Below are 20,756 nucleotides of genomic sequence, written 5' to 3' on the forward strand. Positions count from 1 at the left end.
GACTTGATGCTGGAAACGAAATCCCGCGTGACGCTGCTGCACACGAACGATATTCACAGCCATCTGGAACAGGCCGCGCGGATCGCCGGTTACGCGAAGTCGGTCCGGAAGACGGTCCCGGAGGACGAGCTGCTGCTGGTCGACTGCGGGGATTTCCTTGACCGCGCCCGCCCGGAAACGGAAGGGACGAGCGGCCGCGTGAACCGAAGCCTGCTTCAAGCGATCGGCTACGACGCGCTTGTACCCGGCAACAACGAAGGTTTGACCTATACGTTCGAACAATTGGATGCTTTCTATGAAGGGTTGACCATTCCGGTCGTATGCGCGAACTTCCGCCCAATGCGGCCGCACCGTCAAGTCCGTTGGCTCGTTCCGTCGCTGACCATTCGGAAATCCGGGTTGGACGTCGCGCTGATCGGCCTTACCGCTCCTTATAACGTCTACTACCAGCTGCTCGGGTGGCAGGCCGACGATCCGTTCGAATCGGCGGCCCGCGAGGTGGAGCGTTTGAGGAAGACGGCCGATGTCATCGTCGTCCTGTCCCATCTCGGGCTGCGTCAGGACGAACGGCTCGCTTCGCTCGTGCCCGGGATCGATCTCATTCTGGGAGCGCACACCCATCATTTGCTCGACAAGCCCGTATTCGTTGGGAATACCGCGATGTCCGCCGCAGGCAAGTACGGAAGCCACATCGGCCATCTCGTTCTGGAGCGCGGAGGGAAGCCGGGAGAAATCTCGATCGGCGGAGGGTGTCTCTCGACGGACGGTTGGCCGGCCGACGAAGAAGCCCGGGCGATCATCGCCGAAAGCCGCGGCGAAGCCAAACGCCGGATGAGCCGCGTCGTGGCCGTGCTGGACGAGCCGCTGCCTTGGTCTGCCGACGCGGAGTCGGAACTTTCCAACCTGCTGGCCGCCGCCGTCCGCAGGAAGGCGGGGGCGGAGATCGGCCTCGTGAACGCGGGACAGTTCCTGGGCGGTCTCCCCGCCGGCGAAGTGACGGAAGAAACGGTTCACGCCCTGTGCCCATCTCCGATCAATTGCTGCCGGATGAAGCTGTCCGGACGGGAGCTGCACCGGGTCATGGAGGAGGGGCTCCTACCGGAGTTTTACGGGCTTGAAATCCGCGGATTCGGCTTCCGCGGGCACGTGCTGGGCACGTTATGCTACGACGGCTTGGAAGCGGAAGCCGACCTGTCCCGCCCGCCGTACGAGCGGATCACGGGCGTGAGGGTGAACGGGCAGCCCCTTCAAGCGGACCGGGAATACGAAGTCGGCACGCTCGACATGTTCACGTTCGGCGTCGGTCATTTAGGACTCAAGGAAGGTCGGGACGTGGTTTACCTGCTGCCCGAATTCATTCGGGAGCTGCTGTGCGAAGCGCTCGGCGACCGCAGGCTGATCCGCGATGCGGGAAGGACCCGGTTACGGATGGCGAAGGGCCATCCGCCGCGGCGCCAATAGAAACGATATTAGGATAGGAGAGGAAGCTTGCATGCTGCATTGGTTCGATTCGATCATTCTAGGCATTGTCGAAGGGTTGACCGAATTTCTGCCCGTCTCGTCGACGGGACACATGATTCTGACCAATGAACTGCTCGGTTACGGACAGAATACCCCGGAGCAGCTCAAAACGTTCGAGATCGTCATCCAGTTCGCGGCCATCCTCGCGATCGCGATCGTGTACCGGAACAAAATTTTCCAGGTATTGGGCCTTGGAAGGACGGAATCCGCCAAAAGCCTGTCGGTGGACGCCCTTCCGAAACGCAGGCTGAACCTGATCCACGTGTTGCTGGGCATCGTGCCTCCGCTCGCCGTGGCCTTCCTGTTCCGCCACCCGATCAAGGAACTTGGATTCACGACCGTGCCCGTCCTGTGGGCGCTCGTCGTCGGGGGCATCTACATGTGGATCTCCGAATGGCTCTATGATTCCGGAAAAATCAAACGAACCGCCGAAACGATGGACGACATCTCCTACAAGCAAGCGCTCATCATCGGCTGCATTCAATGCATCTCCGTTTGGCCCGGGTTCTCCCGTTCCGGTTCTACGATCGCCGGAGGCATGCTGTCGGGGCTCAGCTACCGCGCTTCGGCAGACTTCTCCTTTTTCATCGCGATTCCGATCATGACGGCCGCGACCGGCTACGAGCTGCTGGAGAGCCTGGACCTCTTCCGTGCCGGCACGCTGGACGTCGGTTTCCTGCTCACCGGATTCGTCGTTTCTTTTGCCGTGGCTTGGATCGTGGTCGTGGCGTTCCTGAAGGTGCTGCAGAAAATTAAGCTCAAATATTTTGCCTGGTACCGGTTCGTTCTTGCCGCTTTGTTCTATTTGCTGGTGGTGCGGTAATCGGATGCGATGATCGCCCTCCTATCGGAGGGCGATCTCGTTGTTTGACGATTTATGTCGTTTTTTTTGCTTAGACGGGTTGCCGTAGGTACGGAAATCTCTTACATTAAACAGTAAGACGATTCCATCATCCGATTCGATACGTTTCGAACCGATGCGAACCGAATGCCAACAGGGGGAACATACAGGAATGCGCATGGTGCCGATATCGCTGTGCCGGCCCGGCATGAAGCTAGCCAAAAAAATCTTCTCCGACGACGGCATCGTGCTGTTGGCCGAGAGCGTGGAGTTGACGGCAACGCTGATCCGCCGGTTAGGGGAGTGCGGAATCAGCTTCGTCTACGTGCAGGATCCGAGGACGGAAGACGTCCGGATCCCGGAGTTGCTGAGCGACGAAACGCGGCGCAAGACGCTGGCCGAAATCCGCAACGTTTTTCGCGAATTCACGGAACAGCCCGGCAGGCGCAAGTCGGTTACGTATCCCTACATCGGGCGCAACATGCGCAAAGTGATTCAATTGATCATGGAGGATTTGAGCCGCAACGAGGACGCCATGATCATGCTGATGAACATGCAGACGGTCGACCATTACTTGTACGCCCATTCTTTGAACGTCTGCGTCTATACGACCATGCTCGGCATGGCGCGCGGATACGACAACGAACAACTGCTTGCGCTCGGTCTCGGCGCGTTGCTGCACGACGTCGGCAAAACGCAGATCTCGATGCAGGTGCTGCTCAAGCCGGGCATGCTCTCCTCCTACGAGTACGACGAGATGAAACGGCACACCGAACGGGGATTCTACTTGCTCAAGGACGAACCCGGAATTCCGCTGCTCGCCGCCCATTGCGCGCTGCAGCACCACGAGAGGCTGAACGGCACCGGATACCCGAGGGGGCTGAAGGGCGAAGAGATCCACGAATTCGCCAGGCTGATCGGCATCGTGGATTCCTACGATGCCATGACGAGCCATCGGATTTACCGAAGCGCGATGCTTCCCCATCAGGCCGTGGAAGCCTTGTACTCCGGGAGCGGGACGTTATACGACACGTCGCTGCTCAGCCTATTCCGCGAAAAAGTGGCGATCTATCCGATCGGGATAACGGTTCGGCTCAGCAGCGGCCATTACGGAGTGGTCGTCGATATCAACTCGGCATGCGTCCACCGTCCGGTCGTCCGGATCCTTAGCGACGAAGAGGGACAACCCTTGAAAGAGCCCTACGACATGGATTTGTCCAAGCAACTGAACGTAATGATCGCCCAAATCGATTTCGAGCAGCGGAATCTGGATGATCCGCTTCCGGTATGAGCGAAAGCGGAGGTCCGTCCGAACGCGGTGGTTTGTCGCCGCGGGCGGACGGGCCTTTCCGTTTGCTTTGTCTCCGTTCGACCAGTACAATTAACAGTAAATTACGACCAAGACAGGAGCAGACATCTCATGCAAGCTGCAACACCCCTCTCCGCCGGCAAGCTGCCTTATGCGGCACCCGCCGATTGGACGCCGATTTCGCCCGACTACGATCCGTGGGATCCGATCCGGTCCTTGCGTCGTTTCGGCCGCCACCGGCTGACGAGCGTAGAGCTTACCGTCACCCAGCTGTGCAACATGAGGTGCGAGCATTGCGCGGTAGGAGACAGCCTGACGATGAAGGAGGCGCCTCATCTTCCGCTGGATACCGTCCTGCGGAGGCTGGACGAGATCGAGCATTTGGAGACGATCAGCCTGACCGGCGGCGAGCCGACATTCCGTCTGGAAACCGTCCGGGAGCTGATGATCCCGGTGTTGAAATACGCACGTGCCCGCGGGGTCCGATCCCAGCTGAACTCGAACGTGACCCTCGATTACGGCCGGTACGACGAGATCGCACCTTATTTGGACGTCATGCATATTTCTTTCAATTATACGGAAGCATCCGATTTCCACCGCGTCGGCTTCGCCCGGTCCGGAAGCAAGGTGTCCGCGTCCGCGGCGGCGCGGATGTACGAGCGGATGATGGACAACGTCCGCAAGTTAGCCGATGGCGGCCTGTTCGTATCCGCGGAATCGATGATCAATTTCCGCACGGCGGCCAGAATGCCCGACATTCACCGCCTCATCGTCGAGATGGGCTGCCTCCGCCATGAAGTGCATCCGATGTATCCGAGCTCATTCGCCGCCGATTTGCCGATGTTGACCCGCGAGCAGATGCGGGAGGCGGTGGAAACGCTGCTCGACGCGAGGAACAAAGACTTGTGGATGTTGTTCGGCACCCTTCCGTTCTTCGCCTGCAGCGACAATCCGGAGGAACGCAGGCTGGTGCAGCGTCTCCGGACGGAGCCCGGCGTTACGGTCCGGGGAGACCCGGACGGCCGGAACCGGGTGAACGTCAATATGTTCAGCGGGGACGTGTACGTGACCGACTTCGCCTCCATCCCTCCATTCGGCAACATCCGCAGCGAGAAGCTGGAAGCGATATTCGACCGGTGGCAAAGCCACCCCCTGCAGCAAGGCGTGAACTGCCATTGTCCGGAAGCGGCGTGCTGCGGGCCCAACCTCCTCGTGTCCGACATGTACTACAAGAGCGTGGACTTCCGGAGCCGCCGGGCACAGCCCTGACCGGTCAAGGCTTCGTCGCATACGGTCGGTCCGGCCGGGGAGACGAACAGAAGGAGCGTAATCACTTTGGAAGAATTGCATTGGGGAAGCATCGCATTGAATTTGCTGCTCGTTCTTTTTTTGGTTTTCCTGAACGGTTTTTTCGTCGCGTCCGAGTTCGCCCTCGTCAGGGTGCGCCAAACCCGGCTTACGCAGCTGAAGAATGAAGGCAATAAACGGGCCTCTTACGCGCTGAAAGTCAACTCTCGGCTGGACGTCTACTTGTCCGCCACCCAGCTCGGCATCACGCTCGCCTCGCTCGGCCTCGGCTGGGTGGGGGAACCCGCGATCGCGGACCTGATCGTCATTCCGCTGCTGCATCAGTTCGGCATCATGGACGAGACCGTCATTCACAGCATTTCCTATGTGACGGCGTTCGCTTTGATCACGTTCCTGCATATCGTACTAGGAGAACTAGCCCCCAAGTCGCTCGCCATCCAGCGTTCCGTCGGCGTATCCCTCTGGCTGTCGTGGCCGCTTCTCATGTTCTACCGCCTGTTCCTTCCATTTATCTGGGTGCTTAACGGCGCGGCGAACCGGCTTCTGAAATGGATCGGCATCGAGCCGGCCGGCGAGCATGAAGCGGCCCATACCGAGGAAGAGATCCGGATTCTGATGAACGAGAGCGCCAAGAGCGGCATCATCGACAAGGACGAGTTGACGCTGTTCGATAACGTGTTCGAGTTCGCGGACCGCGTCGCCCGGGAGGTCATGCTGCCGAGGACGGACATGGATTGTCTCTTTACGAACCAATCAAATTCGGACAACATGAAAGTCGTGTACGCGACCAAACATACCCGTTACCCGGTTGCCGTGGAAGACAAGGACCAAATCATCGGGTTCGTGCACATTACGGATTTGCTGACGGCCGATCCCGACGAAGACCACGATCTGAACCGGTTCCTCCGGCCGATTCTCAGCGTGCCGGAGTCGATGGAAATCAGCAAGGTGCTGAAGCTCATGCAGCGCAGGAAGTCTCAGCTTGCCATCGTCATTGACGAATACGGCGGTACGGCAGGGATGATCACGGCCGAGACGATCCTGGAGGAGCTTGTCGGCGAAATGCAGGACGAATTCGACAACGAGCCGCCCAGCATCGTCGTGAAAGGGGACATTACGTCGGTAGAGGGGCGGATGCTGATCGAGGACGTCAACGACATGTTCGGTCTCGAAATCGAGGACGAGGAAGTGGACACGATCGGGGGCTGGCTGTTCAACCTCCTGGAGGGCAACATCTCCAAAGGCCAGAAGGTGACCCGGTACGGCTGCGTGTTCGAGATTGCCCAGACGGAGAGGCTTCGCGTCCAGAGGGTGCACATTTACCGGGTCAAACCGGCCGTTCAGGACTCGCCTGCTCTCAAGGGCGACGGACTGGTGCCCGGCGAGCAAGGATGAAGGATCGGGAGGCGGGGGGAGCAGGCCAATGCCGATGAGGCAATTCATGTTGATCGCGTTTGCGCTCGTGTTTCTTTATTTGCTGTTTACGACCGGGGCGCCGTTTCTGCTGGCGCTTGTCGTCGCCATTTTCCTGGAGCCGCTTACGCAGTTGCTGATGACGAAGGCCAGAATGAACCGCCTGGCGGCCTCGACCATCTCGAGCACGATTTTCACCGCGTTCCTGGTGGGGGCCGCGGCTCTGATCGGCATGAAGGTCGTCACCGAACTCACGGCCTTCATGCAGAACGTTCCGCAATATTTGCAGGACGCGAGCGGGTACGTAAAGGATCTGCTCGAGAGGGCGCAAAGCTTCTCGAGCGGCGGCGCCGAGCCCGTGCCCGGGCAGCTCGAAAGCTGGCTGTCCAAGGTGACCGAGGTGCTCACCGGCTTGTCCCAGAACATCACCGGATATTTGCTTAATTTCGCCAAGGGCATACCGAATTTCTTCGTGTTTTTCATCGTTTTCCTGGTCGCGGTGTACCTGTTCACGCTTAGCATGCCCCAAATGAAGTCGTCGTTCCTTTCCTTGTTCGAGGAGAGATCCAAGCAGCAAATGGACCAGGTGCTCGTCAGCCTTCGGAAGTCGGTATTCGGCTTTCTCCGGGCGCAGCTTCTGCTCAGCGTCATCACGTATATCATCTGCTTCGTCGGACTTATGGTCATCGGGACCGGTTATCCGCTTGCGATTTCCTTGCTCATCGTGGTCGTCGATATTCTGCCTGTCCTCGGCACCGGGTCGGTCATCGTGCCGTGGGCGGCGTACCAGCTTGTGGCCGGAGACGCCTTCACCGGCGTCGGCTTGCTGCTGCTGTTTATCGTCATTACGGTCGTAAGACGAGTCGTGGAACCGAAAATTCTGGGCGACGCCGTTGGGATCGGCGCGTTGTCGGCGCTGATCAGCCTGTATGTCGGATTCGAACTCGTCGGCGTTATCGGCGTCTTTCTCGGGCCGATCGTCGTCATCGTGTTCATCGCGGCACGGAAAGCCGGGTTGCTCGATTTCAAAATCAAGCTCGACTAACCGCGACAGAATCGGAATCCGCCCTTCAACGGGGGCGGATTTTTTTTCTTTTGGAGACAATTCGCCCAGACCGCGTTCATAGGATAGAAGCGGAGTGTCTAACCGGCGCGGCGTGCCATGCGGCGCGAACGCCAAGGAGGTAACCGAGCATGAGCAACGGACAATGGCGGGAGTGGTACCCGTACGTAAGTCCAAACGATCCATGCCCGCCGATTCGGGTCAAACGGTATATCGTGGCCCCGAACCAGTATATCCCTTATCAGCCGATGAACCTGCCGCAATTTCCGCTGGACGAAGCTTTGTACAGAGGCACCCTGTGGCCGGCGTTGTACAGTCCTTATCAGCCGCAGCGGGCGGAGAAGGGAGGGTAAGCGATGGATGAGCCGAATGTGCAGGCGGACCGGCCGGAGAAAGAGCCCGCGCGTCCCGGAGCCGGAGACGAAGCCTACCGCAAGCAACTGGAAGAGTTGCAGAAAATCGACTTCGTGCTGGTAGAACTGACGTTGTACCTGGACACCCACCCGACCGACATGCAAGCGATCCAGCAGTATAACCAGCTCGCCCAGAGGCGGAGGCAGGTATGCCAGGATTTCGAAATGCGATACGGTCCGCTGATGGCTTTCGGCCACAGCTTCTCCCGGTTTCCCTGGCAGTGGCCGGAGACGCCTTGGCCGTGGCAGGTGTGAGGAGGCGAGCGTATGTGGATCTATGAGAAGAAGCTGCAATACCCGGTCAAGGTGTCGAAATGCGATCCGATGATGGCGAAGTTCCTGCTGGAGCAATATGGGGGAGCGGACGGCGAGCTCGCGGCCGCGCTTCGTTATTTGAATCAGCGGTATTCGATCCCGGACCGGGTGGTCGGGCTTCTGACCGATATCGGGACAGAGGAATTCGCGCACCTTGAGATGATCGCCACGATGGTTTACAAGCTCACCAAGGATGCCAGCGTCGAACAGCTGAAGGCGGCGGGACTCGGCGACCACTACGCGAACCACGACCGGGCGCTGTTCTACCAGAACGCCTCCGGCGTTCCTTGGACGGCCACCTACATACAGGCCAAAGGCGACCCGATTACCGATCTGTACGAAGACATCGCCGCCGAAGAGAAAGCGCGCGCGACGTACCAGTGGCTGATCGACATGACGGACGACGTCGACTTGCAGGACGGACTCAAATTCCTGCGGGAGCGGGAAATCGTTCACTCTCTCCGCTTCCGGGAAGCGGTGGAAATCATCAAGGCGGACCGGGAGCAGAAGAAGGTGTTTTGAGCGCGGAAGCCCCCTAATGGAAGAGAGTCTTCTTCCGTAAGGGGGTTTTTTTCGGACGGGAGGGGGACAGCCCCGATCCCGAGCAGATCGCGGGGCGGGCTCAACGTGCGGGCACACTCGCTCATCTTTTCTTCTTGCGAGAGGAACTTTTTTCCCCGAATATCGTATGATTGGGAAGATTCGACATTTACATAGGAAGGAGCGGCTGCGGGACATGGAAACGCTCATGATCGTGCTCTTCTTTATCGGAGCGGGTTACGCGCTGCTGTCCCTGGTGGTCGGAGACTGGCTCGGCTTCGATTTCCATCCGGGAGACTTGCCGTTCTTTGGAGGAATTCGCCCGCAACGTGCAGGAAGTGGCGGCGAGCGACCTGAACAAAATGGGGCTGCAGATCGTTTCGTTCACCATCCGGGACGTGAGGGACAAGAACGGGTATCTGGACGCCCTCGGCCAGCCGCAGATCGCGTCCGTGAAGCGCGACGCGGAGATCGCGAAGGCCAATGCGCTGCGGGACGAACAGATCGCGAAATCCAAGGCGCTGGAAGAAGGCAAGAAGGCCGAATTCGCGGCGGAGACGAACATCGCGGAAGCGAACAAGGAAATGGAAGTGAAGAAAGCCGCGTTCAAGCAGGAGCAGGACAAACAGAAAGCGGAAGCCGACCAGGCCTACAAGCTCCAAGAGGTCAAGACGCTTCAGGCGGTCAAGGCCGAAGAGATGCAGATCCAGGTGATCGAGCGGGAAAAGCAGATCGAACTCGAAGCCAAGGAAATCGAGCGTCGCGAGCGAGAGCTCGTCGCGACGGTGAAGAAGCAGGCGGAAGCGGAGCGGTTTGCCCAAGAGCAGCGCGCGGAAGCCGAGCGCTACCAGATCGAGGCGAAGGCGCGCGCGGAGGCGGAAGCCGTCCGCCTGGCGGGCAATGCCAACGCCGACAAGGAGCGGGCGGAAGGAACCGCCGAAGCCGACGTGATCCGGCTGAAGGGCCTGGCGGAAGCGGAGGCGAAGGATAAGATCGCCGACGCCCTTCGCAAATACGGGGAGGCGGCGATCGTCGAGCTGATCGTGCAGAAATTCCCGGATATCGCGCGGGCCATCGCCGAACCGCTCTCCAAAACGGAGAAAATCGTCATCGTCGACGGCGGAGCAAGCGGGCCGAACGGCGGTGCCGGCAAGGTTACGGGTTACGTGACGGACCTGCTGGCGAAGATGCCGGAAACGGTAGGCGCGTTGACGGGCGTGGACGTGAACCAGCTGCTGAAGAGGCTGGCGGAGGGAAGCACGGCTATGAAGAAAGACGTGACGCCTCCCGCTTCTTCGCAATAATCCGATATTTTCCAATGTAAGAAGCTCCCCGGCCGGGAGCTTCTTTACTTGACATTAAAGAAATTATAAGTTTCCAGAGAGAGTGGTTTTGGAACAGAGGGGGAGCCTTTTATGGCGTTGATGTTCTGCTCGTCTTGAGAAACGGATTTTGCGACTTATAGTAGGTTGTGTCTTGTGGAGCTATGAGCGCTGTAGTGACTTCCGGAGACGTTAAATCTGTGAAACCCCCGACCACGAGAGCTGTAGTGACTTCCGGAGACGTTAAATCTGTGAAACCCCCGACTACGAGAGCTGTAGTGACTTCCGGAGACGTTAAAACCAATTTCAAGCTGAGGATCTCCAAGATCCGTTCGTGCCGATCCAGAGTCTGATTCAATTTGGATAAATCTTGTTGCGTTTTATCTCTCCGAATTTCCCCGAAATCCCCTTTCATTTCCTCGAAATTCCGATTCGTTGCAGGGGAGCGGCGAAGTAAGGTCCACTCTCCGATCCATCGTAAATTTCTCCCCTTTTTTGCGGAAGAAAATCCATTCTGAATCCGGTTGCAAACGGTTACAATGGGCGCAAGACAGAGGAAAGAGGGGTGTGAAATGAACGCCATTCCGCTCGTCGCGATGGAAGGAATCGAGAAACGGTTCCCGGGGGTCCATGCCCTGAAACAATGCCGGTTCGAGCTCAGGGCGGGAGAGGTTCATGCCCTGGTCGGCGAGAACGGGGCAGGCAAGTCGACGCTTATGAAGGTGCTGACCGGCGTCTACCGCAAAGATGCGGGACGAATCGTTTATAAAGGAACCGAAGTCGACATCCCGGATACGATCAAAGCCCAGCAGCTCGGCATCGGCATCATTCACCAGGAGCTCAACTTGATGCCTCACCTGACGGTTGCCCAGAACATCTACATCGGCCGGGAGCCGCGAAAGAAAATCCCGCTGTTTCTGGACGAAAAGGCTCTTCATGAACAGGTGCGCCACTTGTTCGGCAGGATGAATCTGGCGGTCGATCCGCGCGCGAAAGTTTCGGAGTTGACGGTCGCCAAGCAGCAGATGGTGGAAATCGCCAAAGCGCTGTCTTACCGGTCCGAAGTGCTGATCATGGACGAGCCGACGGCAGCGCTCACGGACAGCGAAATCGCAGAGCTGTTCCGGATCATCGCCAGATTGAGAGCCGAAGGAGTCGGCATCGTCTACATCTCCCACCGGATGGACGAACTCCGGCGGATAACCGACCGGATTACGGTCATGCGGGACGGCAGTTACATCGATACGGTGCGGACCGCGGACGTGGACATGGACCGGATCATCGCGATGATGGTCGGACGCGAGGTGTATCACGAGCCGAAGACGGGAGGCGCCGCCAAGCTCGGTGAGCCGGTGCTGGAGGTGACCGGACTGAGCCGCGGCAAAGCGATAAGGAACGTCAGCTTCGCGCTGCATAAAGGCGAGATCCTCGGATTCGCCGGGCTGATGGGCGCGGGCCGCACGGAGGTGGCGCGCGCCGTGTTCGGGGCGGATCCGATCGACGGAGGGACGATCCGGGTGCACGGCCGCGAGGTGCGGATCAAACAGCCGTCCGACGCCGTCCGCCACGGGATCGGGTACTTGTCCGAAGACCGCAAACGGTTCGGGCTGCTCGTCGACATGGACGTCCAGACGAACGTCGCGATCTCGTCTTACGCGAGATTCAGGCACCCGACCGGCTGGATGAAGCGGGACAAGATCGCGCAGACGGCGGAGGAAGTCGTCCGGAGCCTGAAGGTGAAGACGCCGAATGTGCGGCAGAAAGTCAAATTCCTGTCCGGCGGCAACCAGCAGAAAGTCGTCATCGGCAAATGGCTCACCCGCAACAGCGATATCCTCATTTTCGACGAGCCTACCCGCGGCATCGACGTCGGGGCGAAGAACGAAATCTATAAGCTGCTTGAACAGCTTGCCGCCCAGGGGAAATCGATTCTCATGATTTCCTCGGAGCTGCCGGAAATCCTCCGCATGAGCGACCGCGTCATCGTCATGTGCGAGGGAAGGATTACCGGCGAGCTGTCCCGGGAAGAGGCGACGCAGGAAGCGATCATGAAGCTGGCGACGCTTCATTCCGATAAGTCCGCCGGCCATGAATCCGTAACATCAGGGGGGAATCCGAAATGAAATGGGCCGTGAACGCAAGCGGCGAGAACAACGCGGGCGCCGAAACGCCGGCGGGCGCAAACCGGCGCTTCTCCTTCGCCAGAGGCGGCGTGCTCCAACAGCTGCTCGCTTTCGCCAGCCTCATTCTGCTCGTCATCGTCTTCTCGTTTTCTTCGGATAATTTCTTCGTATTCGACAACATCATGGGCATTCTGCTTTCGACAGCCGTGATCGGGGTGCTCGCCCTCGGCTCGACGTTCGTCATCGTAACGGGGGGCATCGATCTGGCCGTCGGAACGGTCATGACCTTCAGCTCCGTCATGACCGGCGTTATCATCACCTTCTGGGGAGCGCCGATTCCGCTGGGGATCATCGGAGGCATCGCCACCGGCGCGTTCTGCGGATTCCTCAGCGGCGTGGCGGTCGCCAAGATGAAGATTCCGCCATTCATCGTCACGCTGGCCATGATGATGATCACGAAAGGGCTGTCGCTCATTATCTCCGGCACGAAGCCGATCTATTTCACGGATGGACGGGCAAGCGGATTCAAGGATATCTCGATGGCTTCCGTGACCCATTCGCTGTTCGGAATCGAAATCCCCAACGCCGTCCTGATCTTCTTCGGCCTTGCCATCGTTGCCGGGTTGCTTCTCACCAAGACGATCGTCGGACGTTATACGTTCGCGCTCGGAAGCAACGAAGAAGCGACGCGCCTGTCGGGCGTGAAAGTAGACTTTTGGAAAATCGTCGTGTACACGATCACCGGCGTCTTCAGCGGCATCGCCGGCATTCTGATGGCATCCCGTCTCAACACCGCTCATCCGGCGCTTGGCGCCGGTTACGAGCTGGAGGCGATCGCCGCCGTCGTCATCGGCGGCACGTCGCTCAGCGGCGGACAGGGAACGATTCTCGGAACGGTTATCGGCGCCCTGATTACGAGCGTCCTCACCAACGGGCTTCGGATTCTGTCGGTGCCTCAGGAGTGGCAGACCGTCATCATCGGACTTGTCCTCGTAGGGGCCGTGTACGCCGACATTTTGCGCCGCCGCAAGGCTTGATTTTTCCGCGGCTTCGGTATTCCCTCCTTTCAGGAGCGACATACAACATTATCCAATAAGGTTAAGGGGAGAGCTGAGCATGAAAACGAAAAAGTTCGGTCTCATCGGGGTCAGTCTGCTGGCGGCGGCCATGGTTCTCGGAGCTTGCGGCAAAAAGAACGACAACGCGGCGGCTGGCGGCGGAGACAAAATGTACATCCCGGTCATCTCCAAAGGCTTCCAGCATCAATTCTGGCAGGCGGTGAAGCAGGGCGCCGAGAAAGCGGCCAAGGAGACGGGCGTCGAAATCACGTTCGAGGGACCGGAGACCGAATCGCAGGTCGACAAGCAGATCGAGATGCTGCAAGCGGCGCTGGACAAAAAACCCGCGGCGATCGCGTTCGCCGCGCTGGACAGCAAAGCGGCGATCCCGCTGCTCGAAAAAGCGAAAGCATCGAACATTCCGGTCGTCGGCTTCGACTCCGGCGTCGACAGCGACATTCCGGTCACGACGGCGGCCACGGACAACCTCGCGGCAGCCGGCCTCGCAGCCGATAAGATGGCCGAACTGATCGGCGGCAAAGGCGAAGTGGCGGTCATCGTCCACGACCAAACGAGCCGCACCGGCATCGACCGCCGCGACGGATTCGTCAAGCGGATCGAAGAGAAGTATCCGGACATCAAGATCGTCGACATCCAATACGGCGGCGGCGACCAGCTGAAATCGACCGACCTCGCCAAGGCGATCATGCAGGCGCATCCCAACCTCAAAGGCTTCTTCGGCGCCAACGAAGGCTCCGCGATCGGCGTGCTGAACGCGGTCGGAGAGCTGAAGAAGGACGGCCAAATCGTCGTCATCGGTTACGATTCCGGCAAGCAGCAAATGGACGCCATCCGCAGCGGCAAAATGGCGGGCGCCATCACCCAGGATCCGATCGGCATCGGCTATTGGTCCGTCAAAGCCGCCGTCCAGGCGGTCAAAGGGGAAAAAGTGGAGCCTTCCATCGACACCGGCTTCCACTGGTACGACAAGACGAACATCGATTCGGACGAGATCAAGCCTCTGCTGTACGAATGAGAGACCGTTTGGGAAACGCGAACGGGGGTCGTTGCCCGCAAGCCGGGCAGCTTGCCCTCGTTTTCCCATGTTCCGCAAACGCTTTCCATCGGGTATACTCGAACCGGAACGTAGAACGCTCCTGTTTTGTCTGCGAGGGGGGATTCCCGTGCACAAAATCATTTTGGTCGACGATGAAGACGAAGTCCGGGAAGGGATCAAAACGAAAACGCCCTGGGCCGCTTGCGGCTTCGAGCTTGTGGGGGACTTCGACAACGGGCGTGACGCCCTGTACGCCATGGAACGTTTGAAGCCGGATGCCGTCATCACGGACATTTGCATGCCGTATATGGACGGTCTGGAACTGGCCGGAGGCATCCGCGAGTTTCACCGCGGCGTCAAAGTGGCGATGCTTACGGGCTTCGAGAATTTCGAATATGCCCAGCGGGCGATCCGGCTCCAGGTGACGGACTATTTATTGAAACCGCTTAACCTGGAGGAGTTTACGCAGTTTCTCGATAAAATGCGCCGAGAATTGGACGAAGAACGCAGGCGCAAAGAGGATTTGTCCCTGCTGCGGAGTCAGCTGCACCAGTCCTTGCCGCTCCTGAAGGAACGCTGGCTGGATAAACTTGCCGCTTCTGCCGTGCTTCCGGCCGACCATGAACGGCGGTTCCGGGAATACGGGATCTCGCTTCCGGGCCCTGGGTATGCGGCCATGACGGCGGATATCGACGCCTGGCACTTTCCGGACGGTTCCGGGAACGAACCGGATGGCGAACTGCTCCAATTCGGCCTGTACAACATCGTGCAGGAAATCATCGAGCAGGAAGGGCTTGGAACGGTTTACCGGACGCGGGACGGGAAGGTTTCGGCGATCGTGTGCGGAGAAGAGGAGCGGATCGAACTCCTCGGCCATCAGCTGGCGGATTATATCCGCGGCAGCGCCGAGAAATATTTGAAGCTGACGGTGTCCGTCGGCATCGGCCGGCCGTGCGGCCTGCGGGAGCTGCCGGTCTCCTGCCGGGAGGCGCTGTCGGCGCTAGACTACCGGTTCTTGCTTGGCACGGGCCGGATTCTCTCGATTCGGGACATGGAGTTCGGGAGAAGCAAGGCCGAGCTCGAAGATAGCGGGGAACGGGAGAAGAAATTGATTTCGGCGATGCGCAGCGGCAGCAAAAACCGGGTATCGGATGCGCTCCGGGACGTCTTCGAAGGGCTCAAGGTTACGTTCGTCACGACGGAAGAGGGCTATTCGGCCGTTCACGGAATGCTGACCGCCTTGCGGAGCTGGATCTCCGGCACGGGTTTGGCGGAAACGGCCCCGGCGCTGGAGGAAGCGGCCGCCGCGGTGAACCGGATGCGGACGCTGGGCGAGCTGCAGCAGCTGCTGGAGTCCGCTTGCCTCCGGATTCTGGACGACCTGTCGGCCAAGCGCTCGGACGTCAGCCAAACGCAGATGATGCTGGCCGAACAATACATCCAAGAGCGCTACATGGACGAGAATTTATCCTTGAGCGGCTGCTGCCGGCACTTGTTTCTGAGCATCAGTTATTTCAGCACGCTGTTCAAGCAGCATACCGGGGAAACCTTCGTCGAATACTTGACCCGGGTCCGGATGGACAAAGCCAAGGAAATGCTGACGCTGACCTCCCTCAAAGCCTATGAGATCGCGCATCGGGTCGGCTATGGCGACCCCCACTATTTCAGCGTCATCTTCAAGAGGCATACGGGTTTGACCCCGAAAGAATACCGCGCCTCGCGGAAGGAGAATGCCTGAAATGGCGCAGCGCCGCCTGTTCCGGTTCAAAAGCATCCATACGAGCATGGCTCTCGCTTTCTCTTGTCTCATCGTGGGCATTACGGCGCTGCTGACGTACAATTCTTACCGTCTCTCCGCCTCGGCGGCCACCGGCAACGCGAAAATCTACACGGGCCAGCTCACCCAGCAGGTAAACGCGAACATTCAAACCTATCTGGACACGATGGCGAGCATCTCGGCCTTGGCGGGGAGCGGGGAAGAGCTGGAGAAGCTCGCCAGCCTCCCGGATCCCCAGTCCGAGGAAGGCGCCCGCAAGGCGGCGAGCATCAGCCGGTTTTTCCGCTCCGTCGTTCGGTCCCGGGAAGACATCTCGACCATTCTTTTCGTGGGCAGCAACGGTGCCGTCGTCTCCGACCGCGCCGAAGCGAAGTTCAAGCCGCTGGATGACATCACGGCCCAGGAGTGGTATCGGGGGGCGAGGGACAGCGGAGGGAAAGTGGCGATTTCCTCTTCCCACGTTCAGCATGTCTACAAGCGCGAGTATCCTTGGGTCGTCTCGATCAGCCGGATGCTGGGGCGTCCGGGCGAAGCCGGCAGCGGCGTGCTGATGGTCGATTTGAACCTGAACGTGATCAACAACCTCTGCCGGCAAATCCAATTGGGCCAGCGCGGCTACGTCTTCATTCTCGATCCCGCCGGAGATTTGATCTACCATCCGCAGCAGCAGCTGCTTTACAGCCGGCTGAAATCCGAGGATATTCCCTCTTTGCTGAACTCGAAAACCGGGTTGCTGACGAAAGGGAAAGGCAGGGACCTGCGGCTCTATACGATCGGGACGAACGATTACGGCTGGAAAGTGGTCGGCGTTACGTATCCGGACGAACTGGTCGGCAACAAAGGGGAAATCCGGAACACGTCACTCCTGGCGGGAGGGCTGTTTCTGGCCGTCGGCCTCGCGTTATCGGTATTGCTGTCTTACCGGCTGGCCAACCCGATCAAGCGATTGGAGCATCTCATGAAGAAGGTGGAGAAGGGAGATTTCAACATCCGGGTGGATGTGGAATCGACGGACGAGATCGGGAAGCTGTCGCGTTCATTCAACCTCATGATCGGCAAAATCAAGGACCTCATGGAGCAGATCGTGGAGGAGCAGGAGCAGAAGCGGATCAGCGAGCTCAAGGCGATGCAGGCCCAGATTCAGCCGCACTTTCTCTATAACACGCTGGATTCGATCATCTGGATGGGGGAAATGGGCAAGATGCAGGATGTCGTAAGAATGACGACCGCCCTGGCCAAGCTGTTCCGCGCCAGCATCAGCAAAGGAGACGAGCTCGTCCCCGTCGGTACGGAGCTCGAGCATATCCGAAGCTATTTGACGATCCAGCATATCCGCTACAAAAACAAATTTACCTACGAGATCGAGCTGGATCCGGACATTCTCTCCTGCTTAACGCTGAAGCTCGTGCTGCAGCCCCTTGTCGAGAACGCGATTTACCACGGGCTCAAGCAGCAGGCGATCATCGGGCATATCCGGATTACGGGGCGCAAGCATGACGGCGAGATCGAGCTTCGGGTTTCGGACGACGGAGCGGGAATGACCGAAGGGCAGGTCCGGGAGCTGACGGCCAAGCTGCGTTCGGGAGAAGATGGCCCCGGTGTCGGGTTGCCGAACGTGAACCAACGCATCCGGCTGACGTTCGGGGAGCCGTACGGGTTGGAAATCGAGAGCGAACCGGAGGAAGGAACGACGGTGATTCTCCGGTTTCCGGAGATTCCCGGGGAGGGAGCGGCATGAGAAGAACGTTCGGATGGATCGCCGCCGCGCTGCTGGTCGTCCTCGCGGCCTGGAAGCTTTACGAAAGCATATCCCCTCGGGCGGAACAGCAGAAACCGCTGCTCTTCGTTCCCAAAACGGTGGACGGGCGGTCGGATTTCTGGCGCGTGCTCGGCATGGGCGTCCAGACGGCCGCCAAAGAATTCGGGGTGCAAGTGCAGACCGTCGGCACGGTCGCGGAGACGGACGTCGACGGGCAGATCGCGCTGCTGGAGAGAGCCATCGAAGAACGGCCGAGGGCGATCGTGCTGGCCGCCTCCGATTACAACCGCGTCGTCCCCGTCGCGAAGCGCATCCAAGCGGCCGGCATTCCGCTGATCACGGTGGACGCGGGTCTGAACGGAGGCATCGCCGCCAGCTTCGTCGCGACCGACAATTACGAGGCGGGGCGCAAAGCCGGGGAAGCCGCTTTACGCTTGCTCCCGCAGGACGCGACGATCGCCGTCGTGAGCTTCGTCAAAGGCACGGCGACCTCCATGGAGCGGGAGCGCGGCGTCCGGGAAAGGCTCGCCGAAGCGCCCGGCGTGAACGTGCTGGAGGAAACGTATTTCTCCGACGGCTCGATCGACAAAGCATACCGTATCGTGTCCCGGCTGCTCCGGGAGCGGCCGGACATCCAAGGATTCGTCTGCCTGAACGAGCCGACGACGACCGGAGCGGCCAAGGCTCTCCAGGAGTCCGGCAGGGCGGGTGAAGTCAAGCTCGTCGGTTTCGACAGCTCGACCGACGAGATCGATTACCTGGAAGCGGACGTCATTCAGGCGATCGTCGTGCAGAACCCGTTCAACATGGGCTATCTGGCCGTTCGCGCCGCCGTGGACGCCGCCCGCGGCAAGCGGACCGAGCCCGTCATCGACACGGGGTCGGAGGTCATCACCAAGCAAAACTTGTACAACAAAGAGAACCAGAAGCTGCTCTTCCCGTTCGACGATCCGGATTAAATGGGGCGAAAGCTTGTCCCGGCCCGGATCTTGGATTATGATGGTTTCAAAAAACGGGAGATCCGCCATGAATCGTCTGCCCCTGCCGGAAGCCGTCATTTTCGATTTGGACGGCACGTTGTTCCGGACCGAAACCTTGCTCGAAACCGTACACCGCCGCGTATTCGAGACGCTTCGCCACGAGCGCCTGTACCTCAAGGAAACGCCGCCGATCGAGAAGCTGCTCGGCTCGCTCGGCATGCTCCTGGAAGACATCTGGAAACGGGTAATGCCGGACGGCTCGCCGGAGGCGCATGCTCGCGCGAATGAGTTGTTGCTGCAGTACGAAATCGAAGAGCTCACCCTCGGCCGCGGCTCGTTGTATCCGGGCGTCAAGGAGACGCTGAACGCCTTGCGCGGCCGGGGGATTCGGCTGTTCATCGCCAGCAACGGCCTGGAGCCGTATGTCAAAGGGGTTCCCGAGGTCAAGGGGATCGCCGGGCTGTTCGAAGGGACGTACAGCGCCGGGGAATTCGGGACCGCCTCCAAAGTCGATCTCGTCCGCCGGCTGCTGGACACGTTTGAGGTGAAGAGCGCTTGGATGGTCGGCGACCGGTCGTCGGACGTGGAGGCCGGCAAGAAGAACGGATTGGCCGTCGTGGGCTGCGATTACGCCGGCTTTCGCCGCGAAGGCGAGCTGGACGGCTCCGACGCGGTCATCCGCGCGTTCCCCGAGCTGCTGGAATGCTTGCCGGAAGCCTGAGGGGTAAATGCGGAAAACCCCGGATCGCCTTCGTATGGCGAGGTCCGGGGTTTTCCCGTTCAATCCTCCGCTGCCGAAGCGGCGGTATTCGCTTTATCGGCCTCTCGTTCCGGCAAGTAGAGAGATGGCGATTCCTGCTGTCTGCGATGCAGCCACAGCGCATATTCGATCGGGCGAGTGATCGCACGTCGGTACACGTCCCGTTCCCCCGCATGGAAGAACACTTCCCGGGCCGGCTTCTGATTGACCTCGAGCAGCCATACCTGTCCTTTCCGGTCTATCGCCAGGTCCAGCGCCAGCTCGCACAGCGTCCCGTAGGTCGCTTCCAAGGTTTTGGCCACCTCGATGCCGAACGATTCCGCGGACGTCCGTATCTGGCTGATTTCGGCTTCGCTTCCGACCCATTCCCGCAGCAGCGACTCCATCGCGGCTGCCGTTCCGCCGCCGTGCAGATTGGAAGTGACGCTGTTCCGGGGGCCTACCCGGCCGGCGCAGCCGGTTACTTCCCATTCTCCCCGGCCGTTTTTCTGCACCAGCATCCGATAATCGTGTACCCGTCCTCCGGGAAGCTTGATTTGAAGGCCTTGCTGCACGAGATAACGGTCGCCGCGGCGGTCCCAGGCGCGGATCATCGCGGGCAGCTGTTCTCGCCGAACCACCCGGGGCGGAACGATGGTTCGGGAATGGTTTCGCCCCTGCAGCAAATAAGTGCCGCCCAACCTGCGCTCGATCCGGAGAATGCCGCGGCCGCCGGTTCCGTTGATCGGTTTGAAATAGACGGTTGCGAACCGTTTCAGCAGGGCAGTGACGTCGGACGGGGATTCGTACAACCGGGTGGCGGGGAGATGGGAATGGAGTGCCGGCACCTCGCTCAGCACCCGGTAAATCGTCCATTTGTTCCGGAGCGGCCGGTTCAGGAACGGGAGATCGGCATATTTGCGCCGGAAGGCGAGCAGCCTGTCGAAACGATCGGTCCTTTGGTAACGGGCCCTGTCGTAGATCAAGTGGGGCATACGCGTCCACAGGCGGCCCCATCTTTTCTTGTCCGGCTGATAGACATGCGCGTAGATGCGACCGGTCTGCTCTTCGACGTCATCCGGCGTGAAGACGATGACGTCCAGTCCCGCCCGCTTGCCGGCAATCGTCATTTTTCGGAACATCGCCAGCTCGTCGATCCTTTTGCGGTCGTTGAGATAGACGGTGAGGATGCCCAGTACCGGCGGTCTTGCCATCCGA

18 protein-coding genes are annotated in these 20,756 nt (G+C 59.6%); 17 read left to right on the forward strand and 1 reads right to left on the reverse strand.

Features of this window, described 5'->3' with window-relative positions:
- Positions 1-6 precede the first annotated feature (6 nt).
- The 17 genes from GE107_RS17275 to GE107_RS17355 all read left to right on the forward strand — a co-directional run bounded on the left by GE107_RS17275 (position 7) and on the right by GE107_RS17355 (position 19,520).
- Positions 7-1,461: a bifunctional metallophosphatase/5'-nucleotidase gene (locus tag GE107_RS17275; RefSeq protein ID WP_255570566.1), complete on the forward strand. Its 1,455-nt coding sequence runs from the start codon at positions 7-9 to the stop codon at positions 1,459-1,461.
- A 31-nt stretch (positions 1,462-1,492) separates the two neighbouring features.
- The gene (locus GE107_RS17280) at positions 1,493-2,344 is read left to right on the forward strand and encodes an undecaprenyl-diphosphate phosphatase (protein WP_219641236.1); all 852 of its coding nucleotides are present in this window, start codon (positions 1,493-1,495) and stop codon (positions 2,342-2,344) included.
- 190 nt (positions 2,345-2,534) lie between these two features.
- Complete coding sequence (locus tag GE107_RS17285; RefSeq protein ID WP_219641237.1) at positions 2,535-3,653, forward strand: HD-GYP domain-containing protein; 1,119 nt, start codon at positions 2,535-2,537, stop codon at positions 3,651-3,653.
- 129 nt (positions 3,654-3,782) lie between these two features.
- Positions 3,783-4,940: a radical SAM/CxCxxxxC motif protein YfkAB gene (gene yfkAB / locus GE107_RS17290; RefSeq protein WP_219641238.1), complete on the forward strand. Its 1,158-nt coding sequence runs from the start codon at positions 3,783-3,785 to the stop codon at positions 4,938-4,940.
- Between the two features lie 66 nt (positions 4,941-5,006).
- A complete protein-coding gene (locus tag GE107_RS17295; protein WP_255570567.1) occupies positions 5,007-6,374 on the forward strand; it encodes a hemolysin family protein in 1,368 nt (455 codons plus the stop codon).
- A 28-nt stretch (positions 6,375-6,402) separates the two neighbouring features.
- The gene (gene ytvI / locus GE107_RS17300) at positions 6,403-7,437 is read left to right on the forward strand and encodes a sporulation integral membrane protein YtvI (RefSeq protein WP_219641239.1); all 1,035 of its coding nucleotides are present in this window, start codon (positions 6,403-6,405) and stop codon (positions 7,435-7,437) included.
- 149 nt (positions 7,438-7,586) lie between these two features.
- Complete coding sequence (locus tag GE107_RS17305; RefSeq protein WP_219641240.1) at positions 7,587-7,808, forward strand: spore coat associated protein CotJA; 222 nt, start codon at positions 7,587-7,589, stop codon at positions 7,806-7,808.
- Between the two features lie 3 nt (positions 7,809-7,811).
- Complete coding sequence (locus GE107_RS17310) at positions 7,812-8,123, forward strand: spore coat protein CotJB (protein ID WP_219641241.1); 312 nt, start codon at positions 7,812-7,814, stop codon at positions 8,121-8,123.
- A gap of 12 nt (positions 8,124-8,135) precedes the next feature.
- Entirely contained in the window at positions 8,136-8,705 is a 570-nt protein-coding gene (locus GE107_RS17315) for a manganese catalase family protein (RefSeq protein ID WP_219641242.1), read from the forward strand.
- Between the two features lie 305 nt (positions 8,706-9,010).
- Entirely contained in the window at positions 9,011-10,027 is a 1,017-nt protein-coding gene (locus tag GE107_RS27220) for a flotillin family protein (RefSeq protein WP_370636450.1), read from the forward strand.
- Positions 10,028-10,617: 590 nt separating this feature from the next.
- Positions 10,618-12,168 (forward strand): sugar ABC transporter ATP-binding protein, encoded by a 1,551-nt coding sequence (locus GE107_RS17325; protein WP_219641244.1) that lies wholly within the window; start codon positions 10,618-10,620, stop codon positions 12,166-12,168.
- A complete protein-coding gene (locus GE107_RS17330) occupies positions 12,165-13,205 on the forward strand; it encodes an ABC transporter permease (protein WP_219641245.1) in 1,041 nt (346 codons plus the stop codon). Before GE107_RS17325 ends, GE107_RS17330 begins: the two co-directional genes overlap by 4 nt.
- Before the next feature lie 79 nt (positions 13,206-13,284).
- The gene (locus tag GE107_RS17335) at positions 13,285-14,262 is read left to right on the forward strand and encodes an ABC transporter substrate-binding protein (RefSeq protein ID WP_219641246.1); all 978 of its coding nucleotides are present in this window, start codon (positions 13,285-13,287) and stop codon (positions 14,260-14,262) included.
- 148 nt (positions 14,263-14,410) lie between these two features.
- Positions 14,411-16,021 carry a helix-turn-helix domain-containing protein gene (locus GE107_RS17340; protein ID WP_219641247.1) on the forward strand — a complete coding sequence of 537 codons (1,611 nt, stop codon included), beginning with the start codon at positions 14,411-14,413 and terminating at the stop codon, positions 16,019-16,021.
- Position 16,022: 1 nt separating this feature from the next.
- Positions 16,023-17,798 carry a cache domain-containing sensor histidine kinase gene (locus GE107_RS17345; protein WP_219641248.1) on the forward strand — a complete coding sequence of 592 codons (1,776 nt, stop codon included), beginning with the start codon at positions 16,023-16,025 and terminating at the stop codon, positions 17,796-17,798.
- A complete protein-coding gene (locus GE107_RS17350; protein WP_219641249.1) occupies positions 17,795-18,778 on the forward strand; it encodes a substrate-binding domain-containing protein in 984 nt (327 codons plus the stop codon). The genes GE107_RS17345 and GE107_RS17350 overlap by 4 nt, the downstream gene beginning before the upstream one ends.
- A gap of 67 nt (positions 18,779-18,845) precedes the next feature.
- Positions 18,846-19,520, forward strand: coding sequence for an HAD family hydrolase (locus GE107_RS17355; RefSeq protein ID WP_219641250.1), 675 nt, complete (start codon positions 18,846-18,848; stop codon positions 19,518-19,520).
- Positions 19,521-19,579: 59 nt separating this feature from the next.
- Here the strand turns inward: GE107_RS17355 and GE107_RS17360 are convergent, their stop codons facing one another.
- Complete coding sequence (locus GE107_RS17360; protein ID WP_219641251.1) at positions 19,580-20,752, reverse strand: YheC/YheD family endospore coat-associated protein; 1,173 nt, start codon at positions 20,750-20,752, stop codon at positions 19,580-19,582.
- Positions 20,753-20,756 lie beyond the last annotated feature (4 nt).

The sequence above is a fragment of the Cohnella sp. CFH 77786 genome (assembly GCF_019400745.1).
GTDB lineage: Bacteria > Bacillota > Bacilli > Paenibacillales > Paenibacillaceae > Cohnella.